This window comes from Peptoniphilus sp. HMSC062D09, from assembly GCF_001811425.1.
Lineage (GTDB): Bacteria > Bacillota > Clostridia > Tissierellales > Peptoniphilaceae > Peptoniphilus_A.
Window position 1 is genome coordinate 91,692 of sequence record NZ_KV804745.1, and the last position, 26,534, is coordinate 118,225.

23 protein-coding genes and 1 other annotated feature are annotated in these 26,534 nt (G+C 35.3%); of the genes, 21 read left to right on the forward strand and 2 right to left on the reverse strand.

Going from position 1 to position 26,534, the window contains the following annotated elements:
• The 17 genes from glmL (at position 1) to metA (ending at position 20,639) form a co-directional block, all read left to right on the forward strand.
• Entirely contained in the window at positions 1-1,374 is a 1,374-nt protein-coding gene (glmL, locus tag HMPREF2801_RS08230; protein WP_070611772.1) for a methylaspartate mutase accessory protein GlmL, read from the forward strand.
• Positions 1,375-1,526: 152 nt separating this feature from the next.
• Positions 1,527-3,281 (forward strand): urocanate hydratase, encoded by a 1,755-nt coding sequence (locus HMPREF2801_RS08235; protein ID WP_070611774.1) that lies wholly within the window; start codon positions 1,527-1,529, stop codon positions 3,279-3,281.
• A 270-nt stretch (positions 3,282-3,551) separates the two neighbouring features.
• Positions 3,552-4,853, forward strand: a complete 1,302-nt coding sequence (locus HMPREF2801_RS08240; protein ID WP_070611775.1) for a Na+/H+ antiporter family protein — start codon at positions 3,552-3,554, stop codon at positions 4,851-4,853.
• Between the two features lie 9 nt (positions 4,854-4,862).
• A complete protein-coding gene (gene hutI, locus HMPREF2801_RS08245) occupies positions 4,863-6,077 on the forward strand; it encodes an imidazolonepropionase (protein WP_070611778.1) in 1,215 nt (404 codons plus the stop codon).
• Positions 6,078-6,088: 11 nt separating this feature from the next.
• On the forward strand, positions 6,089-6,646 hold the full coding sequence (locus HMPREF2801_RS08250) for a cyclodeaminase/cyclohydrolase family protein (RefSeq protein WP_070611781.1): 558 nt from the start codon (positions 6,089-6,091) through the stop codon (positions 6,644-6,646).
• 10 nt (positions 6,647-6,656) lie between these two features.
• The gene (locus HMPREF2801_RS08255; protein ID WP_070611782.1) at positions 6,657-7,994 is read left to right on the forward strand and encodes an aminotransferase class III-fold pyridoxal phosphate-dependent enzyme; all 1,338 of its coding nucleotides are present in this window, start codon (positions 6,657-6,659) and stop codon (positions 7,992-7,994) included.
• Between the two features lie 5 nt (positions 7,995-7,999).
• Entirely contained in the window at positions 8,000-9,535 is a 1,536-nt protein-coding gene (hutH, locus tag HMPREF2801_RS08260; protein WP_070611784.1) for a histidine ammonia-lyase, read from the forward strand.
• A gap of 10 nt (positions 9,536-9,545) precedes the next feature.
• Positions 9,546-10,424, forward strand: a complete 879-nt coding sequence (ftcD, locus tag HMPREF2801_RS08265; RefSeq protein WP_070611787.1) for a glutamate formimidoyltransferase — start codon at positions 9,546-9,548, stop codon at positions 10,422-10,424.
• A gap of 109 nt (positions 10,425-10,533) precedes the next feature.
• Entirely contained in the window at positions 10,534-11,286 is a 753-nt protein-coding gene (locus HMPREF2801_RS08270) for a WecB/TagA/CpsF family glycosyltransferase (RefSeq protein WP_070611789.1), read from the forward strand.
• Positions 11,287-11,297: 11 nt separating this feature from the next.
• Positions 11,298-13,247, forward strand: coding sequence for a transketolase (gene tkt, locus HMPREF2801_RS08275; RefSeq protein ID WP_070611792.1), 1,950 nt, complete (start codon positions 11,298-11,300; stop codon positions 13,245-13,247).
• 60 nt (positions 13,248-13,307) lie between these two features.
• On the forward strand, positions 13,308-14,207 hold the full coding sequence (locus tag HMPREF2801_RS08280; RefSeq protein WP_070611793.1) for a DMT family transporter: 900 nt from the start codon (positions 13,308-13,310) through the stop codon (positions 14,205-14,207).
• 92 nt (positions 14,208-14,299) lie between these two features.
• The gene (locus HMPREF2801_RS08285; RefSeq protein WP_070611795.1) at positions 14,300-15,379 is read left to right on the forward strand and encodes a hypothetical protein; all 1,080 of its coding nucleotides are present in this window, start codon (positions 14,300-14,302) and stop codon (positions 15,377-15,379) included.
• A gap of 1 nt (position 15,380) precedes the next feature.
• Complete coding sequence (locus HMPREF2801_RS08290) at positions 15,381-16,259, forward strand: mechanosensitive ion channel family protein (RefSeq protein ID WP_070611797.1); 879 nt, start codon at positions 15,381-15,383, stop codon at positions 16,257-16,259.
• Positions 16,246-16,470, forward strand: coding sequence for a DUF951 domain-containing protein (locus HMPREF2801_RS08295; RefSeq protein WP_019125222.1), 225 nt, complete (start codon positions 16,246-16,248; stop codon positions 16,468-16,470). Before HMPREF2801_RS08290 ends, HMPREF2801_RS08295 begins: the two co-directional genes overlap by 14 nt.
• A gap of 2 nt (positions 16,471-16,472) precedes the next feature.
• Positions 16,473-17,681: a threonine ammonia-lyase gene (ilvA, locus tag HMPREF2801_RS08300; RefSeq protein ID WP_070611799.1), complete on the forward strand. Its 1,209-nt coding sequence runs from the start codon at positions 16,473-16,475 to the stop codon at positions 17,679-17,681.
• A gap of 192 nt (positions 17,682-17,873) precedes the next feature.
• A complete protein-coding gene (locus HMPREF2801_RS08305) occupies positions 17,874-18,317 on the forward strand; it encodes an Hsp20 family protein (protein WP_070611801.1) in 444 nt (147 codons plus the stop codon).
• A 209-nt stretch (positions 18,318-18,526) separates the two neighbouring features.
• Positions 18,527-18,755: a binding site (T-box leader), on the forward strand.
• 87 nt (positions 18,756-18,842) lie between these two features.
• Complete coding sequence (gene metA, locus HMPREF2801_RS08310) at positions 18,843-20,639, forward strand: homoserine O-acetyltransferase/O-succinyltransferase family protein (RefSeq protein WP_070611803.1); 1,797 nt, start codon at positions 18,843-18,845, stop codon at positions 20,637-20,639.
• A gap of 73 nt (positions 20,640-20,712) precedes the next feature.
• Here metA and gap read toward each other — a convergent pair whose 3' ends face one another.
• Positions 20,713-21,732: a type I glyceraldehyde-3-phosphate dehydrogenase gene (gene gap / locus HMPREF2801_RS08315; RefSeq protein ID WP_070611805.1), complete on the reverse strand. Its 1,020-nt coding sequence runs from the start codon at positions 21,730-21,732 to the stop codon at positions 20,713-20,715.
• A 105-nt stretch (positions 21,733-21,837) separates the two neighbouring features.
• Between gap and HMPREF2801_RS08320 the strand changes: the two genes are divergently transcribed.
• From HMPREF2801_RS08320 to HMPREF2801_RS08330, 3 genes are all read left to right on the forward strand, one after another.
• Positions 21,838-22,428, forward strand: coding sequence for an HD domain-containing protein (locus HMPREF2801_RS08320; protein WP_070611807.1), 591 nt, complete (start codon positions 21,838-21,840; stop codon positions 22,426-22,428).
• 100 nt (positions 22,429-22,528) lie between these two features.
• The gene (locus HMPREF2801_RS08325) at positions 22,529-22,753 is read left to right on the forward strand and encodes a preprotein translocase subunit SecG (protein WP_070611808.1); all 225 of its coding nucleotides are present in this window, start codon (positions 22,529-22,531) and stop codon (positions 22,751-22,753) included.
• A 125-nt stretch (positions 22,754-22,878) separates the two neighbouring features.
• The gene (locus tag HMPREF2801_RS08330) at positions 22,879-24,882 is read left to right on the forward strand and encodes a sodium-translocating pyrophosphatase (RefSeq protein WP_070611810.1); all 2,004 of its coding nucleotides are present in this window, start codon (positions 22,879-22,881) and stop codon (positions 24,880-24,882) included.
• Positions 24,883-24,921: 39 nt separating this feature from the next.
• On the opposite strand, the gene HMPREF2801_RS08335 is transcribed toward HMPREF2801_RS08330, so the two are convergent.
• The gene (locus tag HMPREF2801_RS08335; RefSeq protein WP_246830008.1) at positions 24,922-25,761 is read right to left on the reverse strand and encodes a class I SAM-dependent methyltransferase; all 840 of its coding nucleotides are present in this window, start codon (positions 25,759-25,761) and stop codon (positions 24,922-24,924) included.
• 193 nt (positions 25,762-25,954) lie between these two features.
• Here HMPREF2801_RS08335 and HMPREF2801_RS08340 point away from each other — a divergent pair, with 193 nt between their 5' ends.
• Positions 25,955-26,458 carry a hypothetical protein gene (locus HMPREF2801_RS08340; RefSeq protein WP_070611812.1) on the forward strand — a complete coding sequence of 168 codons (504 nt, stop codon included), beginning with the start codon at positions 25,955-25,957 and terminating at the stop codon, positions 26,456-26,458.
• Positions 26,459-26,534: the final 76 nt, after the last annotated feature.

Sequence of the window (26,534 nt, forward strand, 5' to 3'; positions counted from 1 at the left end):
ATGAGTTTTTATATGTTAGTAGACTTTGGAAGTACTTACACAAAAATTTCCTTAATAGATATTGAAAATGGGCGTTTATTTGAAAGAGTAAACGCCCATACTAGCGTAAAAGAAGGTGTGGACAAGGGCTTTGGGGAAGTTTTAAAGAAATTAGATGGAAAAGTTAATTTAAAAAATTTGGACATAAAAGAAGTGCTTGCTTGCTCTTCTGCTTATGGCGGCTTAAAAATGGTGGGAATAGGAATAACTCCACAATATACTACAGAAGCGGCTAAAAGAGCTTTAGTGGGAGCAGGTGCGAAACTAGTTAAAGCCTATAACTATTATTTAAAGGAAAGAGATATAGAAGAGATAGAAAAATTAAGTCCGGATATAATTCTTTTGACTGGTGGAGCTGATGGCGGAAACAAAGATTATATTATTGAAAATGCAAAAAAATTAAGCAAAATAAAAAATATTCCCCTTGTTATTGCAGGGAACTCTTCAGTAAAGGGAGAAATAGAAAATATTTTAAAAAAATCTAATTCAAATTATATTTTTGCAGAAAATGTAATGCCCGATGTAAATAGATTTACTCCAGAGGATGCGAAAGAAAAAATTAGAGAAATTTTTATGGAGAAAATAACTCACGCCAAGGGCATGGACAAGATAAAAGTTATAAAAGATAGAGTCTTGATGCCGACGCCAACTGCAGTTTTAAAAGCAGCGGAGCTTATGGCAATGGGCACAGAAAAATATGAAGGCTTTGGAGATTTAATTGTAGTAGATATTGGTGGGGCGACTACAGACATTCACAGTGTATCTGAACCACATATGCTAGAGTCAAATATTTTAGAGGGGCTCAGAGAATCTTTTTTAAAGAGAACCGTGGAAGGAGATATGGGTATGAGGTACTCTGCTTACAGCGCCTTCGAAAATTATAGAGAAGGATTTTTGTCTCATAACTATAAAGAAGAAGAAATTATAAAAAAATGTATGGTAAGGCAAGATAATCCAGAAATTATTTTTCAAGATGAAAAAGAACTAGAGTTTGATAAGTTAATCGCAGAAAATTGTGTGAGAGTTTCAATAAATAGACATGCAGGAAGTGCTAGAAGAGGATATTTGAATGGTCACTACATAGATTTTCAAGATGGAAAGGATCTTCGATTTGTAAAAAAAGTTATTGGAACTGGTGGAGTGATTATTAACAATAAAAATCCAAAAGAAATTTTAGAAAAAATTAAAGATGGAGAAGAGAATAAATTAACGCCAGAAAATCCATCTTATTTTATAGATGAAAAGTACATACTTTCACATATTGGACTGCTATCTACCATTGATAAAGACTTGGCTTTTAAAATTTTAAGTGAAAACTTAAAAGAAATTAAGTAAAAATTTATTTCACAGCGTTAACAAAAAAATTTTTAACATTTTTTTAAAAAAGACTTGAATAATAACGATAGATTAACGAGGACTCAATATAATGTAATCAATAAATGATTCTCATTTATAAAAAGTCTTAATAAAGAAAGGAAGATAAAATAATGAACGGAAACAAAGGATTATATTACAGAGAAAACCCTGAAATACTTTATGAAGTAAAAGCACAAGGTGGAGGAATCAAAGATACTGATACTTTAAGATGTAAAGGCTGGCGCCAAGAAACAATACTTAGAATGTTAGAATTTAACATGGAAAATGCTGAAATTCCTGAGCTACTTGTTATTTACGGTGGAAACGGAAAATGTGCTAGAAACTGGGAATCATATTGGGCAATAGTTGATTCTCTAAAGAATCTAGAAGATGACGAAACACTAGTAGTTCAATCAGGAATGCCAGTTGCTATTTTTAAAACACATAAAGAAGCTCCAGTCGTAGTTATGGCTACAACAAACATAATGCAAGCAACTTGGGAAAGATTCTATGACTTACAAGATAAAAACTTAACAATATTTGCACAATATACAGCAGCTCCTTGGGAATATATAGGAACACAAGGTGTAATTGAAGGTACATTTGAAACATTGTCAGCAATTGCAATGAAAAAATACAATGATGATTTAACCGGAAAAATTTATCTAACTGCTGGAGCAGGCGGAATGGGTTCTAACCAAACTTGGGCAATGAAGATGCACGGTGGAGTTTGTATAGTGGTTGATGCCAACGAAAAAATTCTTCAAAAGAGAATTGAAAAAGATTATCTAGACATGATAGCTGATTCGCTAGAAGAAGCTATCGAAATTGCAAAAGAACACGCTGCAAGGAAAGAACCCAAATCAATTGGTATCGTAGGAAACGCAGCTGATGTTTATGAAAAAGTTTTAGCAAGTGACTTTAGGCCTGACATCTGTTCAGAAATGTGTCCATGTCACGACCCTATTTCTTACATTCCTTCAGGATACACTCCAGAAGAAGCTGACAAACTAAGAATTGAAGATAGAGAAAAATACTTAGAACTAAGTAGAGAAACTATGAAGAGACAACTTGCAGCTATGATAGCTCTAAAAGAAGATGGCGTTGAGGTATTTGAATATGGAACTTCTATTAGAAAAGAATGTATGGATGCTGGATTCCCTAGAGAAGAAGCTATGAAGATTGGCGGATTTGTTTACGAATACATCAGACCATTATTCTGCGAAGGTAGAGGACCTTTCAGATGGACTTGTCTATCAAGAGACCCTCAAGACTTAATTGAAACTGATGATATAGCTCTTGAAATTTGTAAGGGCGACAATCTTGTTGAAAGATGGATAAAACTTGCAAGAAAGAACCTTCCAATTGAAGGAATGCCAGCAAGAGTTTGCTACATGGGATTCGGACAAAGAAAGAAATTTGGTCTTGCAATTAACCAAGCAATCAGAGAAGGAAGAATTAAGGGAACAGTTGCATTCTCAAGAGATAACCTTGACTCAGGATCTATCGTTAACCCTACATTTGAATCTGAAAAGATGCCAGATGGTGGAGACTATATCTCTGACTGGCCATACCTAAATGGACTTCTTAATGCAGCAGGCGGATGTGACCTTATTGCAATCCAACAAAACTATTCAATGGGTGAAGCAGTTCACACTGGAGTTACAATGATTGCTGATGGTACAGAAGAAGCTGACAGAAGACTTGCAGTAGCTCTAACAGTTGACTCTGGAATCGGAGTTGTTCGTCACGCACAAGCAGGATACGAAACAGCAAAAGCAGTTGCAAATGGTAAAGGCAAGTACACTACAGATTCTATCAAGATTCCACTATGGTGGCAAAAAGCTGAAAATGTAACATTTGGACCAGAAGGAATGTATCGTTAATATATTAGCACAGTTTATATCCTAGAAGAATTAATATAGCAGTAGTCATGGGACAAACAAAAGAATCAGGATAGTTTTGTTTGTCCCAGACTTGTATATAAAGCTTTTAAACACAAAAAAGATAAATTATGCTGATAGAAATTTTCAAATTAATATTAATTTAGATATTACATTTTAAATAATTTACAGATAAAAAAAGGAAACTAGAGAACGATTTCAAAATGCAATACTAAATTTATTTTTAATAAATATTTAAAAAGGAGGAAATCTATGATTATATTTAATCCGATCGTTATATCTGTAATAGTTCTTTCTGTGCTATGCCTTTTAAAGCTTCCAGTTATGGCAGCTCTTCTAATATCAGCATTGACAGCAGGGCTAGTCAGTGGAATGGGATTCTCAGGAACCATGGAAGTTTTTGTAGGAGGAATGGGAGGAAATGCCAACACTGCACTAAGTTATATTCTTTTAGGTGCATTGGCTTTCACTATTAATAAGACAGGTGCAGCAGATATTTTAGCAAAAAAAATTTCACAAGTTGTAAGAGGAAATAAATTTACCCTTGCAATCATTATAGTTTTAGTTTCAATGGCATCAGGAACAATAATTCCTGTACATATTGCTTTTATTCCAATTTTAATACCACCACTTCTTAGTTTAATGAATAAAATGAAGATGGATAGAAGGATGGCAGCAATATGCTTTGGTTTTGGCCTCAAAGCACCTTATATAACTATACCAATTGCCTATGGTGCAATTTTTCACGGTTTAATAAAAGACTCCGTAAACCAAGCTGGTTTAAATATAACAGGTGATGTGATTTGGAAAAATACATGGATGGCTGGTATTGCAATGCTTATTGGTCTTGTACTAGGACTTTTGTACTTCTCACGAGATAGAGAGTATGAAGACATTCATGATGAAATTGAAGAAAAGCCTGAAGAAATAGTTAAGGTAGAAACAAAACATTGGTTAACTCTTGGCGCAGGTATTATTGCCTTAGTGATTCAATTAAAAACTGGTTCATTACCACTTGGAGCATTAGCTGCTCTTGTATTTATGGTAGTAACAAGAGTTATTAAATGGAAGGATATTCAAGAAGTACTAGACGGCGGTATTGGATTAATGGGATTCATCGCTTTCGTTATGTTAATAGCAGCAGGATATGCTAATGTTATTAACGCTTCGGGTGCTGTAGACCATTTAGTTGACGTTGCCTTTGATGCACTAGGCGGCTCAAAGATAGCCGGATCTTTTACTATGACTTTGCTTGGCCTTTTAATTACTTTGGGAATTGGAACAAGTTTTGGTACAGTTCCAGTTGTAGCAGCTATATATGTGCCGCTTGGACTAAAACTTGGTTTTTCTCCAGGAGCTATAGTATTTATGATAGCTGTAGCAGCAGCTTTAGGTGATGCTGGTTCACCTGCATCAGATACGACACTTGGACCAACAGCTGGACTAAATGCAGATGGTCAACATGATCACATTTGGGATACTTGCGTACCACAATTTATCTGCTACGACATTCCTCTTATGATTGCAGGAATTTTCTGGCCACTATTTATTTAGGAGAAAGGTATGTTAATTTTAAAAAATTGCAGAGAACTTTTAACAGTAAAAGAAGATGCAAAGGATTTAATAGGACTGATGAATAATACATCAGTCCTAATTACAGGTAAAAGGATAAAAAAAATTGGGGCATATGAGGACCTAATAAAGTTAATTGATGATGAAAATTTTGAAGAAATAGACTGTAGTGACAAAGTTGTCATGCCTGGCTATGTAGATTCACATACTCATCTTTTATTTGGAAAATCAAGAGTGGATGAATATGTTGCATCTCTTACAAATGCAAGCGCAGAAGTAAAAAAATTAGTTAAACTAGTGGGACTGGAAGCATCTATTTTCTACACAAAAAATGCAAGCGATGAAGAATTAATTGAGTCTAGTTTGACAAAATTAAAGAGAATGCTTTTATCAGGTACAACAACTGTTGAAATAAAATCAGGATATGGCATTGATAAGGAAACTGAATTGAGGCAGCTAAGATTAATCAATAAATTAAAAGAAAAGACGCCTCAAACTATACTTTCAACTTACCTTGGAGCCCACTACTTTGATTTAGAAATGGGAAAGGAAAAATACATCGACTTTATGATCTCTGAAGTCTTGCCAATAATTAAGGAAGAAAAATTAGCAGACTTTTCAGATATTTGGGTTGATGATGGATATTATACAGCAGAAGATGCAGACAGGTTCTTGAGTGCTTGCCTTGACTTTGGACTTGTTCCGACACTTCACTCAGAATGTTATTCTGCAATTGGAGGAGCAAAAGTTGCAGCAAAATTAAAGGCTGCAAACATAGGTCACTTAAATTATTTGACAAGAGAAGATGCAAAAGCTCTTGCAGAAAATAATGTGGTGGGAATAATTATTCCTACTACAGACTTTAGTGTCGCTCATCCAAAACCAGTTGATCCGTCCTATATGCTCGAAGAGGGAATGGATCTTGCTATAGCAACAAACTTAAATCCTGGCAACTGGTTTGAGTCAATGGATTTAGCAATGACGCTAGCTTGTAGAAATCACAAGATGACAGAAAGACAGGCTATTAGGTCAGCAACTTTAAATGGAGCTAAGGCCCTTAGAATAGAAAAAGACTATGGATCAATTGAAGAAGGAAAGTACGCAGATATTCAAATAAGAGATTCCGATTCTTATAAAAATGTTGTTTATAAGGTTGGAGTTAATGAAGTAGTGCAAGTTATTAAAAAAGGTAAAAAATTAATTTGACGGAGGTAGTAATGAACTATAAAGATATTTTAGATTTAATGCTAGACGAAAATGATTTTACTGTTGGTGGTGGCTGTGCTTCTGCTATAGCTGGAGCCATGGCTACAGGCCTAATAGGAATGGTTGCTAACCTTTCTAAGGGAAAAGATTATGGCTATGAAGATGAAAAATACGATGCCATAATTAAGGAACTTAATGAAATGAAGGCTAAATTCTTAGAAGGAAGCGTCAATGATAACAAGGCTTATCTTTTAATTGTTAATGCTTACAAATTACCAAAGTCAACGGAAGAAGAAAAACAAAAAAGAAGGAAAGCTATACAAAATGCTGGGATTGAAGCAGCAAAGGTTCCTCTATCAAATGCTTTATTAAACAAGAGAACTTATGACATTGGAAGAGATCTTTTAGAAAAATCAAATCCAGCTGCTGTTACAGATTTGCAAGCAGGAATTGATCTAGCTAAGGTCGGCATTGATGCAGGACGTGAAAATGTTCTTGCAAATATTCCATTAATAAAAGATGAAAAAATTGTAAGTGATTTTAATAAAGAACTTGAAAGTCTAGATTAATTTAATAATTATGAATAAAAATGAAAGATTAGTTTCTATTGACGAGAAATATATTGGCAAGTCTACTAGAGCAGCATACTTCCCCCTTGTTGCAGAGAAAGCAGAGGGTGTAAAGGTAATTGATTTAGATGGAAATGAATATATTGATATGATAAGTTCTGCTTGCGTTGTCAACACAGGATACAATCATCCAGAGATAGTGAAAGCTACTAAAGAGCAAATAGATAAATACATTCACTTTACCAATGATTATTTTTACACTGAGCCACAAGTCAATTTGGCAAAGGAACTTGTTAGAATTACTCCAGGTAATTTTGACAAAAAAGTAATATTTGGATTTTCTGGTTCCGATGCCATTGACTCTGCCATAAAAATAGCAAGAGCATATACAGGCAGATCAAAGCTCATTTCTTTTGTAGGCGCCTACCATGGTTCAACTTATGGAGCGATATCTTTAAGTGCAATAGATACTAATATGAAAAGAAAAATTGGACCCTTGTTACCAGAAGTCTTTCACTTGGACTATCCAAACATTTTAAAGAAAGATAAAAGCATTACAGAAGATGAATTTGCCGATATTGAATTTAATAAGTTTTTAGATAATTTCAATTACTACATTCCTAAAGAAGAAGTTGCAGCAATATTTATTGAACCAATAATTGGAGATTTAGGTCTAATAAAACCACCAAAAAAATTCATGAAAAGACTTAGGGAATTTTGTAATGATAACCATATTCTACTAATCGTTGATGAGATTCAACAAGGCTTTGGAAGAACTGGAAAGTGGTTTAGCATAGAGCACTTTGATGTTATTCCAGATGTTGTTGTGATGGGAAAGGCTATGGCATCAGGATTTCCAATGAGTGCTGTTGTGAGTCGAAGTGAAATAATAGATTCAATTCCAATGCCTGGGCAGCTTTTCACTCTACAAGGTAATGCAGTAGCCTCAGTAGCTGCTATAAAAACAATAGAAATTATTGAAAAAAACCATCTCCTTGACAGGGCAAATATTGTAGGCGAATATATAAAAGAAAGATTCAAAAAAATTCAAAGGAAGTCTTCATATATTGGAGATATAAGATGTTTAGGACTAAGTATTGGCGTAGATCTTGAAGACAAATCAGGGAAATATTCCTCCTCAGATTTAGTTAAAAAAATATGTTACAGATGTTTTGAAAAGGGACTAATACTTATCTATTTAGCAGGAAAAACTTTGAGAGTACAACCTCCTTTAATAATTAATGACTCTGAAGTTGAAAAAGCCATGGATATTATTGAAGACTCCTTTGAAGAATTGGAAGAGGGAAAAATAAGAGACGAAATTTTAGATAAAATAAAAGGATGGTAGATTATATGAAAAAAGTCGTAAAAGTAAATGGCAGCAGTTTGACTATTGAAGATGTAGTTGCAGTTGCAAGATTTAATGCTAAAGTTGAACTTGCAGAAGGTCAAGAAGAAATAATTTTAAAATCGAGAAAATTTGTTGAAGATGCACTAGATGCTGGCGAAGCAATTTATGGCATCAACACAGGCTTTGGAAAATTCTCAACAGTTTCTATTTCTGAAAAGGAACTAGATCTTCTACAAAAAAACTTGATCATTTCAGATGCTTGTGGCGTTGGCGAAAATTTTGATACAGAAATTGTCAGAGCCATGATGGTTCTTAGACTCAACTCAATTATCAAAGGATTCTCTGGAGTTTTAATGTCAACAGTTAATTGTTTAATGGAAATGTTAAACAAGGGAGTCCATCCAATTATAAGAAGCAAGGGATCTGTTGGAGCAAGTGGAGACTTATGTCCATTGGCACATATGGTTCTTCCAATGATTGGTTTAGGCGAAGCTGAGTTTGAAGGTGAAGTTTTACCAGGAAAAGAAGCCATGAAAAAAGCTGGTATTGATACAATTACCCTAAAGGCTAAGGAAGGTCTTGCTCTTATTAATGGAACTCAAGCTATGATGGCAAATGCAACTCTAGCTGTTTATGATACAGAAAAATTATTAAAGGAAGCTGACATAATTGCATCTCTTACAATTGATTCACTTGGTGGAATTATCGATGCCTTCGACGAAAGAGTTCACCTAGTTCGTCCACACAAGGGACAATTAGACGCAGCTCAAAACATTAGAAATCTTTTAAAAGATTCAAAACTTGTAACAAAACAAGGCGAAGTTAGGATGCAAGACTCCTATTCATTAAGATGTATTCCACAAGTTCATGGCGGCTCAAGACTTGCCTTTGATTATGTAAAACAAACTATTGAAACAGAAATAAACTCAGTTACTGATAATCCACTTATTTTTAGCGGTGAAGATGGAGCTTGTATCTCTGGTGGAAACTTCCACGGACAACCAATTGCAATTGCAGCGGATACTTTGGGAATTTTAGTTTCTGAAATAGCAAATATTTCTGAAAGAAGAATAGAAAAGCTAGTTAACCCTGCACTATCTCATGGACTACCAGCTTTCTTAGTTAAGCATGGTGGAGTAAATGATGGATTTATGATTCCTCAATATGTTGCAGCAGCTCTAGTTTCTGAAAACAAAGTTTTAGCTCACCCAGCTTGTGTAGATTCAATTCCTACATCTGCTAACCAAGAAGACCATGTATCTATGGGAACAATTGGAGCAAGAAAGGCTAGAACAATAGTAGATCACGCTCAACATGTTTTAAGCATTGAACTACTATGTGCAGCTCAAGCAGCAGACTTTAGAGAGGTGGAAAAACTTGGCAAGGGTTCAAGAGCAGCTTATGATCTTGTAAGAGAAAGTGTTGATTTTATGGAAAATGATGTAGTTTTCTATCCTGAAATGGACAAAACTTTCGAAATGGTTAAATCTGGAAAGCTTTTAGATAAAGTTGAAGAAGTAGTTGGAAAATTAAATTAAGGGGTAGATTATGGATAAGATTTTGATGGCGGAAGTAAATATTAGCGAAGGTACTGACTTAGACTTGATTAATCAAGTTAAGGAAGCATTTTTATCAGTTGATAAAATAGAAGTTGTTGACATCGACTCTAACAAGGACCACAATAGAACTGTATTCACATATAAGGGCAGTCCTGATAATGTTTTGGAAGCAACAAAAAGACTTGCTAAGAAAGCAGTTGAATTAATTGACATGACAAAACATAAGGGATCACACCCAAGAATGGGAGCCGTTGATGTTGTTCCATTTATTCCTGTTAGAGAAATGACTACTGAAGACTGTGTAGTTATTGCTAAAGAGTTTGGTAAGTACTTGGGAAGCCTTGGCGTTCCAGTTTACTTCTACGAAGATGCTCAAGAAAAAGAATACAGAAAATCCCTTCCAAAAATTAGAAAAGGTCAATATGAAGGTCTAGAAGAAAAAATGAAAGACGAAGCTTGGACACCTGATGAAGGACCAAAGGAATTCAATCCTAAATCTGGAGCAACTGTTACAGGAGCTAGATTTCCACTTGTAGCTTTCAACATAAACCTAGATACAGAAGATCTTGAAATTGGTAAGGAAATAGTAAAATCTGTAAGAGCAGCAGCTGGTGGATATACTTTTGTGAGAGCTATTGCCTTAGCACTTGAAGAGCAAAAGCAAGTTCAAGTTTCTATGAATATGATAAATTATGAAAAGACTCCTATTCACAGAGTTTACGAAACAATCAAATCAGAAGCAAGTAGATACAATGTAAATATTGTTGATACTGAATTAGTTGGACCTGTTCCTCTAGCAGCTATTAGAGATGTTTTAGATTTCTACATTAGAATTTCTAAGAACTTCTCAATAGACCAAGTTTATTAATAAAAAGTATTTTAAAGAGACGAAATTTCGTCTCTTTTTTAAATTTCAGGAGATATTTCTATATAGAAAAGGAAAGTACTATGTGATAAACTTATTAGCGGAGAGATATATGGAAAAAGTAAAAATTTTTGGAGTTGAAATTTTTAATATTGATAATAAAGAGTGTGAAAATATTTTAAGGGACTTCTTAAAGGCAGAGGATCTTAAAAAAATTTACACGCCAAACACAGAGATTGTCATGGCAGCCAAGAGAGACGAAGAGCTTAGGCATCTAATTAATTCTGGCGATTTAATTTTGGCTGATGGCATTGGTCTCATCCACGCATCAAAGATGAGAAAGAAGCCTTTAAAGGAAAGGGTCACAGGTTTTGATACTTCTATTAAACTTCTTGAGCTGGCAGATGAGATGGGACTTAATTTATATTTTTTAGGTGGCAAGGAAGGTGTGGCAGAGGATGCCGCAAAGTCCGTCAATGAAAAGTATAAAAATCTTCATGTGGCAGGTTATCACAATGGTTATTTCAATTCTAGGATAGATGGCGAAACTTCGCCGGAAGAAAAAAAGATAATTGAAGAGATAAATTCAAAGGACATTGACATCATCTTCGTGGGTTTTGGTTTTCCCCGTCAGGAAAAGTGGATTGACGAATTTAAAGATGATTTAAAGGCAAAAGTTATTATTGGAAATGGTGGCGTCCTTGATATTTTATCTGGCAGGGCAAATAGGGCGCCAGAGATTTTTATTAAGCTTGGGCTGGAGTGGCTCTACAGGCTTATAAAAAACCCATCTAGGTTAAAGAGGCAAATTGATTTGCCAAAGTTTTTGTTAGCAGTTATGAGAGATAAAAATTCAGTTGAGTGAGGAGTGGAATTTTGAATATCGAAAATAAAGCAGTTAATACTATAAGAATGCTGTCAGTGGATCAAATTGAAAGTGCAAACTCAGGTCACCCTGGTCTTCCACTAGGTGCTGCCCCAATGGCTTATACACTTTTTAAAAATCATTTAGTGAGAGATTCTAAGGACCTAGATTGGGAAAATAGGGACAGATTTATCTTGTCTGCAGGACATGGGTCTGCTCTTTTATATTCTCTTTTCTATCTATTTGATTACGGTCTAAGCCTTGATGATTTAAAAAACTTTAGACAACTTGACTCAAAGACTCCAGGTCATCCTGAGTATGGTCACACAGTAGGTGTTGAAGCAACTACTGGTCCCCTTGGTCAAGGTATTTCCATGGCAGTTGGTATGGCTATTGCAGAAGAAAAACTTGCAGCCCTTTACAACAAAGATGATTTAAAACTTGTAGATCACTATACTTATGCCCTAGTTGGCGACGGATGTTTAATGGAAGGAATTTCCAACGAAGCATCTTCCCTTGCAGGCACCTTAAAATTAAGTAAATTAATTGTTCTTTACGATTCAAATAAAATTTCCATTGAAGGCTCAACTGACCTTGCCTTCTCAGAAGATGTTAGAAAGAGATATGAGGCCCTTGGCTGGGACACTTTCCTTGTAGAAGATGGAAATAATTTAGATGAAATAAATGAAAAAATTGAAGAAGCAAAAAAATCAGAAAGGCCTGCACTTATTGAAGTGAAGACAAAAATTGGCTACGGCTCACCTAGAGAAGACTCTGCAAAGGCTCACGGCGAACCACTTGGTCAAGAAAATAGAAAGTCAACTCGTGAATTTTTTGAACTTCCTGACCAAGATTTTTATGTAGCAGATGATGTGAGAGATCACTTCAAAAAAATCGTGGAAGAAAATACAAAAAAAGCTACTGAAAAGAAAAAAATTGAAGAAGAGTATGCTAAAAAATATCCAAAGGAATATGAGGACTACAGGGCTTCCTTTAATCCAGAAAAGAAGGAATTATTAGAAGATTCTTATTACGATTCTTTCACTAAGGACATGGCAACTCGTAGCGTTTCTGGAGAAGTTTTAAATAAAATTGCAAAAGACAACATCCACATCTTTGGCGGCTCTGCAGACTTAGGTCCATCAAATAAGACTATGTTAAAGGGCGAAGAATATTTTTCAGCAGAAAATAGATCTGGCAGAAACTTAACTTTTGGCGTTCGTGAAAATGCCATGGGAGCCATCACTAATGGAATCCTCCTTCACGGCGGATTAAAGACTTATGCTGCAACTTTTTTAGTATTTAGCGATTACTTAAAGCCAACAATTAGACTTGCTGCCCTAATGAACTTGCCTAATGTCTATATCTTCACTCACGACTCCATTGGAGTTGGCGAAGATGGCCCAACACATGAACCAATTGAGCACTTGGCAATGCTAAGATCAATTCCTGGCATCATTGTTTTGAGACCAGCTGATGGAAGAGAGACTGCAGCGGCACTTAATCTTGCCTTCAATTCTAAGAACACACCTGTTGTTCTTGCCCTTTCAAGACAAAACTTGCCACAACTTGAAAATTCATCAAGGGATATTATGAAGGGCGCCTATATAATTAAAGAAGAAGAGGGCGAACTAGAAAAAATTGTAATTGCAACAGGCTCTGAAGTTTCTCTTGCTCTAAAAGCAGCAGAAGGACTTAAGGGAGTGCGTGTGGTTTCAATGCCTTCTATGGAACTTTTTGATGGGCAATCCTCTGATTACAAGGAAAAAATATTACCTTCAAAAATAGAAAAGAGAATTTCTCTTGAAGCACTTTCATCCTTTGGCTGGCACAAGTACATTGGCACAAAGGGCATGGCAATTTCCATTGACACCTTTGGCGCAAGTGGCAAGGGATCAGAAGTCTTTGAAAGATTTGGCTTCACAGCAGAAAATATTAAGAGAAAGATAGAAGAATTTTAAAATAAAAAATAAAAGGGAGGGCGACCTCCTTTTTTGTTTAGGAAAAACTGAGAGGTAAAGATGAACTTAATTAAAGAAAAAAGATGGGCGATAATTTTTTCTCTTATGGCCATGCTCCTTTGGGGTTCAGCCATTCCCCTCATAAAGCTGACCTACCTTCATGCAGGCATCCTCCCCGATGATCCTGGCGGAAAAATTTTTATTGCAGGAATTAGATTTTTTATGGCGGGGCTCTTGACCTATATATACTTTTTTCTTTTCAACAAGGAAAAAGTTGAGAGGGACAAAATAAATTTCAAATTCATAATAATTTTGGCGTTAATACAGACCACACTGCAGTACAGCACCTACTACATCGGTCTTTCCAACACCCTGGGCTCACTCGCAGCAGTCATCCAGGCATCCAATGCCTTTATAACTGTAATAATTTCTGTAATTTTAATTGCCGACGAAAAACTTACGGCGAGAAAGCTTGCAGCCCTAATTATTGGCTCTCTTGGCTTAATAATAATAAACTTAAAGGATAGAGGGAGCTTTCACTTTAAGCTAACAGGTGAAGGATTTATTTTAATCGCCACAACACTTAACGCCTTTGCATCAGTTTTAATAAGAAAATATGGAAGAGATCAAAATTCCTTTTTGATGACGGGGACACAATTTCTCATTGGGGCGACTCCACTTATAATAATTGGTGCCTTGACTCACACATCCCTTGTGAACTTTGACCTTAAGCTCTTTATCATGCTGTCTTACGGCGCTTTTATCTCAGCAACTAGCTTTACAATCTGGACATCAGTCCTTCAGGCCCACAGTGCCAGTGAGTTTGGGATTTACAAATTATTTATTCCGATTTTCGGAACAATTTTATCTGTCCTCGTCCTCGGCGAAGAGCTCACAATATATATAATACTTGGACTAATCTTTGTCCTACTTGGCGCAGTGGTCTTAAATAAAAAATAAAGGATTAAGAGATGTTTAAGGCATCTCTTTTTAATTGCAAAAAAATGTAAAAATAATTTTATAAATGTTATAATTAAGTCGGGAGTGATATTTTGAAATTAAAGAAAAATCACACAATTATTTTAGTTTTATTATTAATATTTTTTGGATTTATATATTTTAACCACAAAAATTTTTCCAAGGACAGAACCATTGTTAGGCTTAAGGGTGTAAGTGTCAATGAGCCCATAGAGGACTTTTCCATTTCATCAAAGTCAGTTTTTTTGTGGGCTGATCCTGTTTTATACATAACAGATAGAGACGGCAACATAATAAAAAAAATTCAGAGAGAAGACGAAAATATTGAGGCCTTTTTTGCCAACAACTACGCCTTCTTGTATGAGAAGGACTTGGGCAAGGTCCACATGTATTCTGAAATGGGCGAGCTCCTTTCCACAACAGATGTAAAGGGAGAGGTCTTTAACATTTCCTACGAAAATGCAAATATTATCTTTCATGTAGTTGATAAGAATAATGAAATTTTATACTTAATGGGCAACGACTCCACTCTCACAGAAATTTACAGGACGGGAAATCAAATTTTAACTCACGACATTTTAGATTCAAAAAATCTTTCTGTTGCTGAGATAAAAAATGACGCCAGTGGCTACTCTTCTCTTCTTTATTCTCTCCACAAGGGAAATAAAAAGAGCCAGGTCCTAAATCACGAGATAGTCTTTTTTGTGAAAAAGGACAAGAGGTCTGTCCTCGCCCTTACAGATAAGGCGATTTATAGGTTTATGGACGCAGGCAAAAAGTATGAAGGGAAGATCCCCAATGTCTCCGATGTTTTAGTGGAAGGCAGGGACACTTATCTCCTTCACTCAGGCATTATCACCAAGTATGATTATGCTCTAAAGCCTGGCGAGAAAAAAATAATTGCAGCCAATGTAAACAAAATGGAAAATGTCTCTGGCTCAATTTATGTCTATGGACCTAGTGATGTTGGTGGAGAAATAGGAAATCGTGGAGAGTTTTACACGAGACTTGGCTACTCTCTTGACAAGATTAAAATCAACGGACTTTTAATTGGCGCCCTTAGAAATGGCGAGCTAAATCTTTATTCCGTTGTCAATTCAAATGCAGTGAGAGAAGATGAAAATAGAATAGAAACCACTTATAAAGAGGTGTAAGGTGAATTTAGAGAAAAATACAAGCACTGTTGCAAATGAAGCTGACGCGGCCCTTCAGTCTACCTTTGGAGGTCTGGGCTCTTGGCAGAGGTTTGCTGTAGTTGCCGCCATAATTATTGGAATTTTTATAATTTTACAAATTATAGATGGTTTTATTAATAGACAATTAAATTCGGGAAAGATAAAGGAAAAGGGATCCTACAACAGGATTGTCACAGTTGCAAATTTAATAAAGAGAATAATCAAAGTTGTCTTAATTTTTATAGGCGTAACAATAATCATGAGCGTCTTTGAAATTTCCATTGCGCCCATACTTGCAACTCTAGGTGTTTTTTCACTGGCAATAGGTGTTGGCGCCCAAAACCTTGTCAAGGACCTCATCAATGGATTTTTTATTATATTTGAGGACCAGTATTCTGTTGGCGACTTAGTTGAGATAGGAGACATTGAAGGTGTAGTTGAAGATGTGGGCCTTAGGGTTACAAAAATTCGCGACTTCAATAAGATTCTTCACATAATTCCCAACAGCAATATCTCCATTGTATCCAACAAGGAAAGGGCAAATGTGAGGACGAGAATTGATTTTTATGTGGACAATTCTTGCGACCCATCCTTTGTAAGTGAGAAAATAAGTAAAGCCCTAGAAAAATATAGGGACCACGAGGACATGGTCCTGGGACCAAACCTTTGGGGAGTTACTGAAAATGGCAAGGATGCCTACATGATGAGTCTTGTCTACTATACAAGGCAGGGCGACCAATACGACCTTGAATATGCAATAAGGGCAGAGATTTTAAAAACTATGCAAAGAGAAAAAATAAAAATGCCAATTATTAGAAATAAATTGATACAAAGGGAGGACAGTGATGCTATACTATAACTTGGGTGACATCGTTACGCTAAAAAAGGGACATCCCTGTGGCGAAAATAAATGGGAGATAGTAAGAAAGGGCGCCGACATAAAGTTGAAGTGCCTAGGTTGTGAAAGAATCATTTGGATGAGCCGAATGGATTTTGAAAAAAGGGTTAGAAAAATTTTAGAAGATGATAAATTTGTTAGCATAATCCATCACAAGAAAGAAGGAGAATAAAAATGGATGTAAAAGAAATTTATGATGCCAAAGAAAGATTAAAGGGTCACATTAAGGAAACACCAGTAGTTTATGCCCCAAATCTAGGAGAAGATGTTTACTTAAAAGTAGAAGTTTTGCAAGACACAGGCTCTTTTAAACTAAGAGGAGCTTATAACAAAATTGCAACACTTACTGATGAAGAAGCAGAAAAAGGTGTTGTAGCTTGCTCTGCAGGTAACCACGCTCAAGGTGTTGCAAAATCAGCAACTGAAAGAGGAATAAGATCTATCATCTGTATGCCATACCACGCACCACTTTCCAAGGTTCAAGCAACAAGAAACTATGGAGCAGAAGTAGAACTTGTTAAGGATTCCTTTGACGATGCAGCAGCTTATGCAGCAAAACTTTCCAAGGAAGAAGGCTTCACTTTTATAGCACCTTTTGACGACGAAAAAGTTATTGCAGGACAAGGAACTATTGGACTTGAAATTTTGGAAAAACTTCCTGACACAGACATAATAGTCGTGCCAATCGGCGGCGGCGGACTTATTTCTGGTATCGCAGTAGCAGCGAAGAGCATCAATCCTAACATAAAAATTATTGGAGTTCAAACAAAAATATCTCCAAGCATGTATGAATCAATTAAAGAGGGAAAAATTTTAACAGTAAAGGGCGGCTCAACAATTGCCGACGGTATTGCAGTAAAAACTCCAGGAAAACTTACTTTTGACATAGTTAAGGAATATGTTGATGAAATAGTATTGGTAACTGAAGGAGAAATTTCATCCGCAATTCTTACCCTTCTTGAAAAAAATAAAATTATAACAGAAGGAGCAGCTGCATCAACAGTAGCAGCTTTGATGTATAAGAAATTTAACCACAAGGGCAAAAAAGTTTGCTGCGTACTTTCTGGCGGAAACATTGATGTAACAAGAGTTTCAAAGGTTATAGAAAAGGGTCTTTACAAGACTAACAGAAGAATGGAACTTAAGATCAAATTAAATGACCAACCAGGAGAAATGACTCGCATGACAAAACTTCTTGAAAGAGAAGGAGCAAATATAGTTAAAATTGGTCAAAACATAGATGTAGTTGGAGATACAATTGATTCTATGATAGTTAGCATAGTTATTGACACAAAGGACAAGGCACATCAAGAGCAAATAATAACAGCCCTAAACCAAGACTTCTATGTATTTAAGGCAAATTATAACGACACACAATTTTAAATAAAATAGCTTAAAGAGAAAGAGGCTTCGCCCTCTTTTTTCTTTTGCACAAAAGTTAAAAAATTTTTTAAAGAAAGGTCAAAAAAAGTCAAAAATGCCATTGACATTCTTTGACCAATGTCTTATACTATAAATAGTTAGCAGATGAGTTCATCGGCTGCTAATAATTTAAATACAAAGGGGAGTTTTTAAATGAGTATTAGACCATATGAAAAAAATAATTTGAGAGATACAAGATTTGATGATTTTTATGACATGATAGATTCTTTCTTTAACGACGACTTCACACCTCAAAAGGCAATGAGAGCTGCAACTTTTAAGGTTGATGTTATTGACGAAGACAAGGACTACAAAGTTGAAGCTGAACTTCCTGGATTTTCTAAAGATGAAATCGACATAGAATTTGAGGAAGGCAAACTTACAATTTCAGCTGAAAAAAATGAAGAAGTTAATGAAGAAAACAAGGAAAAAAATTACATTCACAGAGAAAGAAAGTCATCAAAGATGATGAGAAGGATGTTCTTTAAAGATATAGACGAAGAAAATATGTCTGCAAAACTTGAAGGTGGAATTCTAGAAATTACAATTCCTAAAAAAACTGAAGAAAAGAAAAATAAAAAGATTGAAATCAAATAATCTTTTATAAAAATTAAAAAAAATTATAACTTGAAAAGTACAAATTAGAATATTCATAAATAATCTAAAAAGAATAATTTAAGACCGAGGGCGACCTCGGTTTTTTTAATGAGGTTTTATAAAATCTTTAAATAAGATTTTATGTATATTTGTTTTTTAAATAAAATTATTTGACATAAATAATATTAGATGCTATCATAGTATAAAATTTAAACTCAACAGAGAGAAGAGTAACTTGTTGGACTGATTACAGAGAGCTTCGTTTGGTGAAAGAAGTAGAAGAAAAATAAGTGAACATGGTCTTTCTCGAGTGCTTGTCGATATTTAGATGAGTACGGGCTCGCCCGTTATAGCGATAGAGTATGGCAGTACTTGAAGAGTCCCTTATTGCGAGATAAGGGAGAATTAAGGTGGTAACACGAAGCTTTCGTCCTTATGGGACGAGAGCTTTTTTTATTTTATAAAGGCACCTAAAAAATTAAATTTACTCACAAGTACAAATTTTATAGAGGAGAGGAATAAAAAATGCCCTTAATAATACCTAAAGATTTAATAGTTGAAGAAGTTTTAGAGAGAGAAAATATTTTTACAATGAGAGATTCATCTGCCAAGGAGCAGGACATAAGACCCCTTAGAATTGCCATTGTAAATTTAATGCCAAAAAAGGAAGAGACAGAGCTTCAACTTTTGAGAATGTTATCTAACACAGCCCTTCAAATAAATATTGACCTTGTGAGAATGGAGTCCTACAATCCAGCAAATAGCGATTTGAAAAGACTAAGGGCCTTCTACAAAACCTATGAGGACATTAAGCACAAGAAGTACGACGCAATGATAATAACTGGAGCCCCAATTGAAACTATTGCCTATGAAAAAATAAAGTATTGGGAGGAATTAAAGACAATTTTTGAATTTGCCAAGGAAAATGTCTACTCCACAATGTTTATATGCTGGTCAGCTCAAGCAGCCCTCTATCACTATTACAAGATTGACCACAAGGTGGCTGATGGAAAAATATTTGGTGTCTTTGAATTTGACAAGCTAAAGGACAATAAAATCGTCAAGGGCTTTGACGACACATTTTTAGTTCCTACATCAAGGCACACTTATGTTAAGGCAGAAGATTTGGAGGACATAGAAGACTTAGAAGTCCTTGCAGCAAGACCTGACACTGGAGTTTCCCTTGCCACTACAAAGGACAACCGCTTTGTATTTAACTTTGGCCACTGGGAATACGACAAGGACACCCTACACAGTGAATACATCAGAGACATTTCTCAGGGCAAGAAAATTGCCCCACCACAAAATTATTATGAGGACAATGACCCTAAGAAAGAAATAAAAATTAGGTGGAGGTCTGCAGGAAACTTGTTCTTCTCCAACTGGCTAAACTACTGCGTATATCAAGAGACACCTTTTGCCATTGAAACAATAGAAGGCAAGTCTGTTTCAAAATTTGGCGGCAGCTCCTTAAAGGACGCGGGACAATTTGCCAAGGTGAAAAAAATTATTTTCTCCAAGGAAGACAGAGATGTAATTGTAGTTTCTGCACCGGGAAGAAGATTTAAAGAAGACACAAAGGTCACAGACGAATTAATTTCTCTATCTGATAAAAATTCAAAAATTGAGGACCTTGAAAAAATTATAAAGTCTCTTGAAGAAGAGCTTGCTGCCCAAAGAGCCTATAGGGACACCCAACTGGAAAAAATTGAAAAAAGATTTTCTGACATTGCAGAGGATTTGAAGCTTGAAGAATTTTGGGACGAGGAACTAAAATTTGTCTTTGACCAGATAAAAAATTCAAATAACAAGGACTTCATCGTCAGCAGGGGCGAGTTTTTAAATGCAAAACTTCTGTCAAAATATTTAGATTACGACTTCATAGATGCCAAGGACATAATAATTTTTGACGAGGAAGGACAAGTTGATTTAAAAAAATCAAGAGAGGCAATAAGAATCCACATTGGAGACAACCAAAAGGCAGTGGTGCCAGGCTTTTATGGCAGCGACAACAATGGCGACATTGTAACTTTCACAAGGGGCGGCAGCGACTACACAGGAAGCCTTATAGCCTACGCGCTGGACTCCAAGGTCTACGAAAACTGGACTGATGTAAATGGAATAATGACATCAGACCCCAATAAGGATCCTAACGCTAAGACAATTGACAAGCTAAATTTTAAGGAGCTAAAGGAAATAATAGATAAGGGCGCCCAGGTCTACCAAGGCGATGCCATAAAGCCCGTTGAAGAAAAAAATATTATGATAAAAATTTTAAACACAAATAATCCTAGAAATCACGGAACAGTTATTAAAGACTAAAAAAGGAGCCAGAGTGTAAAAACTTTGGCTCCTTTTAAAATAAAAGGCTGGCTCCAGCAAGCCTTTTTAAAAATTATAGAGATTCTGCAATTTTTTCTGTCAAATCAATAACTCTTTCAGTGTAACCCCATTCGTTGTCGTACCAAGAAATTAATTTAACCATTTTTCCGTTAACTGTTGTAAGAAGTGAATCGAAAATAGAAGAGTGAGTGTTGCCTATGATGTCAGATGAAACAAGTTCGTCTTCAGAATATTCAAGGATGCCCTTTAATTCATTTTCAGCTGCCTTTTTCATTGCTGCATTGATTTCTTCAACAGTAGCTTCCTTTTCAAGTTCAAAAGTAACATCAACAAGAGAGCCAGTTGGAACAGGAACTCTTAGGGCAAAGCCAGTTAAAATTCCGTCAACTTCTGGAATAACTTTTCCAACAGCCTTAGCTGCACCAGTTGAAGTAGGAATAATATTTTCAGCGCCCATTCTTGCACGACGCATGTCCTTTTTGTGAACGCCATCGTGAATATTTTGGTCATTAGTGTAGGCGTGAACTGTAGACATAAGTCCCTTCTTGATGCCAAAGTTTTCTAAAATAACCTTTGTAACTGGAGCAAGACAGTTTGTAGTACATGATGCGTTGGAAATAATGTCGTGGGCAGCTGGATCATACTTGTCGTCGTTAACTCCCATTACAACAGTAAGCATGTCGCCCTTGCCTGGAGAAGTTAAGACAACTTTTTTTGCTCCGCTTGTTAGATGTCCTCTAGCCTTGTCTTCGTCCTTGAAGGCACCTGAAGAGTCGATGACAATGTCAACGCCAAGTTCCTTCCAATTCATTTGGTCTGGAGTTTTTGATTCAACAAAAGTAACTTTCTTTCCATTTATAATCATTCCGTCATCAGTAAATTCAATTTCACCAGGGAATCTTCTATAAATAGAATCAAATTTAAATAAGTGAGTTCTTTCCTTTAAAGTTTTGTCTAAATTTCTAACGGCTACATGAGTAACTTCGAAGTTACAATCCTCTCTTAGAGCCCAGATTCTAAGAGCATCTCTACCAATTCTTCCAAATCCCATTATGCCAACATTTTTTTTCATAAAAACCTCCGTAATCATTGCATTCTTATATTCATTATAACACAAGTAGAAAAAAGTGAAATTCAAAAATTATTGTGATAATATAGGTAAAAAGGAAGTGGCGATATGAATAGTGGAATAAGTAGAGAAGATGGCCTAAAACTTTTAAAGGAATATAACAAGGAAGACTTTCACATAAGACATGCCCTAACTCTTGAAAGTGTAATGGGATATTTTGCAGAGGAATTTGACAAGGACAATGTGGACTTTTGGAAAATGGCAGGTCTCCTTCACGATGTTGATTATGAAAAATATCCTGAAGAGCATCTCAAAAATACACCGGAAATTTTAAGGGGTGCAGGTGGAAGTGATGAATTAGTCCACGCAATTTTATCTCACGGTCACGGTCTATGTTCAAGCGTGGAGCCAGAACTTTTTATGGAAAAGGTCCTCTTTGCAGTAGACGAGCTTACAGGTTTAATCTACGCTGCATCTCTCATGAGACCATCTAAGAGCACTAAGGACATGAATTTAAAAAGTGTGAAGAAAAAATTTAAGGACAAAAAATTTGCTGAAGGCTGCTCTCGCGATGTTATTAAAAAGGGAGCAGAAAATTTAGGCTGGGAACTTGATGAGTTAATAGAAAAAACTCTTCTTGCCATGCAAGATAGGGAAGATTTAATTGAAAATTCTTTAAAAAATGAGATAAGATCTTAAAAAATTGCCAAAAATCGTCAAAAATCGTATAAATTCGTTGATAAGAATGGCTTGCTGTGTTAGAATTTATATGTTATAGAAATTTAAGGGAGGTAGTTGTTTGCAAACTTTATTATCTATTATAATTATTATTTCAAGCATTATTATAATAGCTGTAGTGGCACAAATGGAATCAGATCAAGCTGGTCTTGGAACACTTCAAGGTGAAGAAACTACTATGTGGGGCTCACATAAAGGTTCTAGTAAAAAAGACATCCAAAATAAAATTGTAATGATTTCAAGCATCGTTTTTGCACTTGCACTTATTATTTTAGCTGCAATTTAATTAAAATTAGGAAGAAAATAGAAATGATATTTTTTCTACTTCCTATAGTGGTCTTTATTGCAATTGTATTTTTGTTGGCGAGTGTTTTATAAATACATTGCAATTAAAATTTAAGGAGGATTATAATGAATACTTTATATCTAGCTCCTATAGTCGGCGTTTTGGCACTACTATTTGCTTTTTATAAGGCAAGCTTCGTGTCAAAACAAGATGCCGGAAATGAAAGAATGAAGGAAATTTCTTCTTACATTTCAGAAGGAGCTATGGCATTTTTAACAAGGGAATATAAGGCTCTTGTTGTTTTTGTCATTGTACTTGCAATTATCTTGGCAGTAGGACTTAAATCAATCCCAACTGCTATTTGTTTCGTTGTTGGAGCTATCTTTTCAGTAGCTGCTGGTTATGTTGGTATGAAAGTTGCCACAAAGGCAAATGTTAGAACAACTAATGCAGCATGGAAGGGTGGACTAGGTAAAGCACTTGATGTAGCCTTTTCAGGTGGAGTTGTAATGGGAATGTGCGTTGTTGGTTTAGGAATCATTGGTATTACTTGCGCATACTTCCTTACAAATGGACAAACTGAAATTATTACAGGATTTTCACTTGGAGCATCTTCTATTGCACTTTTCGCAAGAGTAGGTGGAGGTATTTACACTAAGGCAGCAGACGTTGGAGCTGACCTTGTAGGTAAGGTTGAAGCTGGAATCCCAGAAGACGACCCAAGAAACCCTGCAGTTATCGCTGATAATGTAGGAGATAACGTTGGGGACGTAGCTGGAATGGGCGCTGACTTATTTGAATCTTATGTAGGAGCTCTTCTATCAGTTATCACTCTTGGAGTAGTAGCTTATGGAGAAGATGGAGTTAAATTTGGTCTTCTTGTTGCAACAGTTGGTATTTTAGCATCAATTGTAGCTGCCTTCTTTGTAAAGGGAGACAAGAACCCACAAAAGGCTCTTAACGCAGGAGAATATGTAGCAGCAGCTGTTACTATGGTTGCTTCAGCTATTTTATCAAATGTAATTTTCGGAAGCTTTGCACCATTTGCACCAGTAATCATTGGTATTGCAGTTGGTCTTATTATTTCTAAATTCACAGAATATTACACAGCTGATGACTATGCACCAGTAAAGAGAATTGGCGCAGAATCACAAACTGGAGCTTCTACAAATATTATTGCTGGACTTTCTGTTGGTATGATGTCAACAGTTGGACCAATTATTGTTATCGCTATTGGAATTATAGCATCCTTCCTTGGAGCTGGCGGAAGCGCAGATCCAATTATTGGACTTTACGGAATTTCACTAGCAGCTGTTGGTATGCTTTCAACAACTGGTATGACAATTGCCGTAGATGCTTACGGACCAATCGCTGATAACGCTGGTGGTATTGCAGAAATGTGCGACCTACCAGAAGATGTTCGTGAAATAACAGACTCACTTGACTCTGTTGGTAATACAACAGCAGCAATAGGAAAGGGATTTGCAATTGGATCAGCAGCACTTACTGCCCTTGCACTTTTCGTTTCTTATATCAACGCAACTGGACTAAGTGGAATTGATATTTCTAAGCCAGAAGTTATAGCTGCAACATTTATCGGTGGTATGCTACCATTTGCCTTCTCTGCACTAACAATGTCAGCAGTAGGTAACGCAGCATCAGAAATGATCGACGAAGTAAGAAGACAATTTAAAGAAATACCTGGCATCATGGAAGGCACAGGAACTCCTGACTATGCAAGATGTGTAGATATCTCAACAGGAGCAGCCCTAAAGCAAATGATCGTTCCAGGACTTATAGCAGTAGTAGTTCCAATAGTAGTGGGAATTTTACTTGGAACTGAAGCCCTAGGTGGACTTCAAGCAGGAGCTCTTGTAACAGGCGTACTAATGGCAATCTTTATGTCAAACGCTGGTGGAGCTTGGGACAATGCAAAGAAATACATCGAAGGTGGAGCACACGGTGGTAAGGGTTCAGAAGCTCACAAGGCAGCTGTAACTGGAGATACTGTTGGTGACCCATTCAAAGATACATCAGGACCTTCTCTTAATATTCTAATTAAACTTATTACTGTTGTATCCCTTGTATTCGCACCACTATTTGTTGCATACGGCGGAGTATTCCTATAAAAAAATCAACCTCTTGAAGATTATCTTCGAGAGGTTTTTTTAAATAAAATCAATTTTAACTATATTCATTTTAAGGATGCTGTCACAGAATTTAGCAAGAATTCTGTGATATATTTTTATATTTTTACATTTCATATTATAATATCCCAACATATAAGGTCTTGATGAAACTTTTATATTAGTAGAAAAATTCAGCTCTCTTTTTGGATTATCTAAATAAAATAGTCCATTTACATTTGAAATATTCACATTTTTTAAAGTTGTTTTCACAAGCTTTATTCCAAACTTTCCAACAGTGTCAAAAATAATACAAGCGCTTTTAAATTTTTTTGACAGCTCAAGTAATAAATATTCTACTTCACTTCTCTTAAAATAATGAAATACTCCTGCTGCAAATAATATAATTCCATCTTTATTATTTAGTTTATTCATCCAGCAAAAGTTTTTTAAGTCACAAGACATATTTACTTCTCTAGGACCTGAAGGGATTAATTTATTTCGAAGAGAAATTACATCTGGGAAATCTATATTTACAAATTTGCAAAGACCATTGTCGCAAAATTTTCCTGTTTCATCTAAACCACAGCCTAAATTGACAATTGTTGCATAAGGATATTTTTCTAAATATTTTTTAATTTCCCAAATAAAATCCAATTGACGCATAGCGGCTTCTAAAGCACCAAATTCGTATAAAAGAGAATTTTTCTTTCTTTCAAGTTCAGAAAAATCGTAGTCCAAACTATTACATAATTGATTAGCAGAAGGATCCGAATAAAGGTCTGGAAACTTTTCAGAGCAAATTTTCCTACCATACAAGGGAACAATTAAAGTTTCTTGGATGGAATTTCTTGCAATATGTATCTTATTTATAAAAATCACTCCTTTTCCAAATATTATAGCACCAGCAATTTCATAAAAATAAAAATTTTGTGGTTTAAATTCTTAAAAATACAAATTAAATTAGATTAATAAATAAGAATAAGAATAAATTTGACAAGCAGAGGGCTACTATATATAGTTTAATTAGATAAAGAGATAAGACAGCTTGCTATTTTTAATGGAGGTATTATTGATGCGAAAAAAAGTAGGAATAGCTTTGATAATTATTTTATCTTTATCATTGTTAATATACTTTAGAAATAAAACTAATAATGAAAAAATAGATGATAAGAATAATTCCAATGTTATGAGCGAAGAAGTAAAAGCAAATATTATCAATAAAAATTCTAATGACCTTTATAGAGATGTAATCATTAGTAAAGATAACGACTTTCATGGAAGAAAATTGAATAGCCAGTTTTCTTTTACATTATTACTGGATAAAGATGATAAAATAAAATTCCAAGACCCTAAAGATTATGAAATTAATTTTAGATTATTGGAAGATGAAAATAATAAAGAATTTTATGAATATGAAATTCTTTCAGAAGATTTTGAATTGGCTAAAGACTATAAAGGTATAGAAGGCTTTAGCTTTTATCTTACTTATTCTATAAGGGAAAATATGGGAAAATCAGAAAATAATGGTCCGGAAATTTATAGCTTGCACGGTGAAATAAATATAGAAGATATATGAGAACTCGTCTTAGAAATAAGATGAGTTTTTTAATTGAAAAAAACCACTGACCTTAACCAGTGGTTGTGATTTAAAA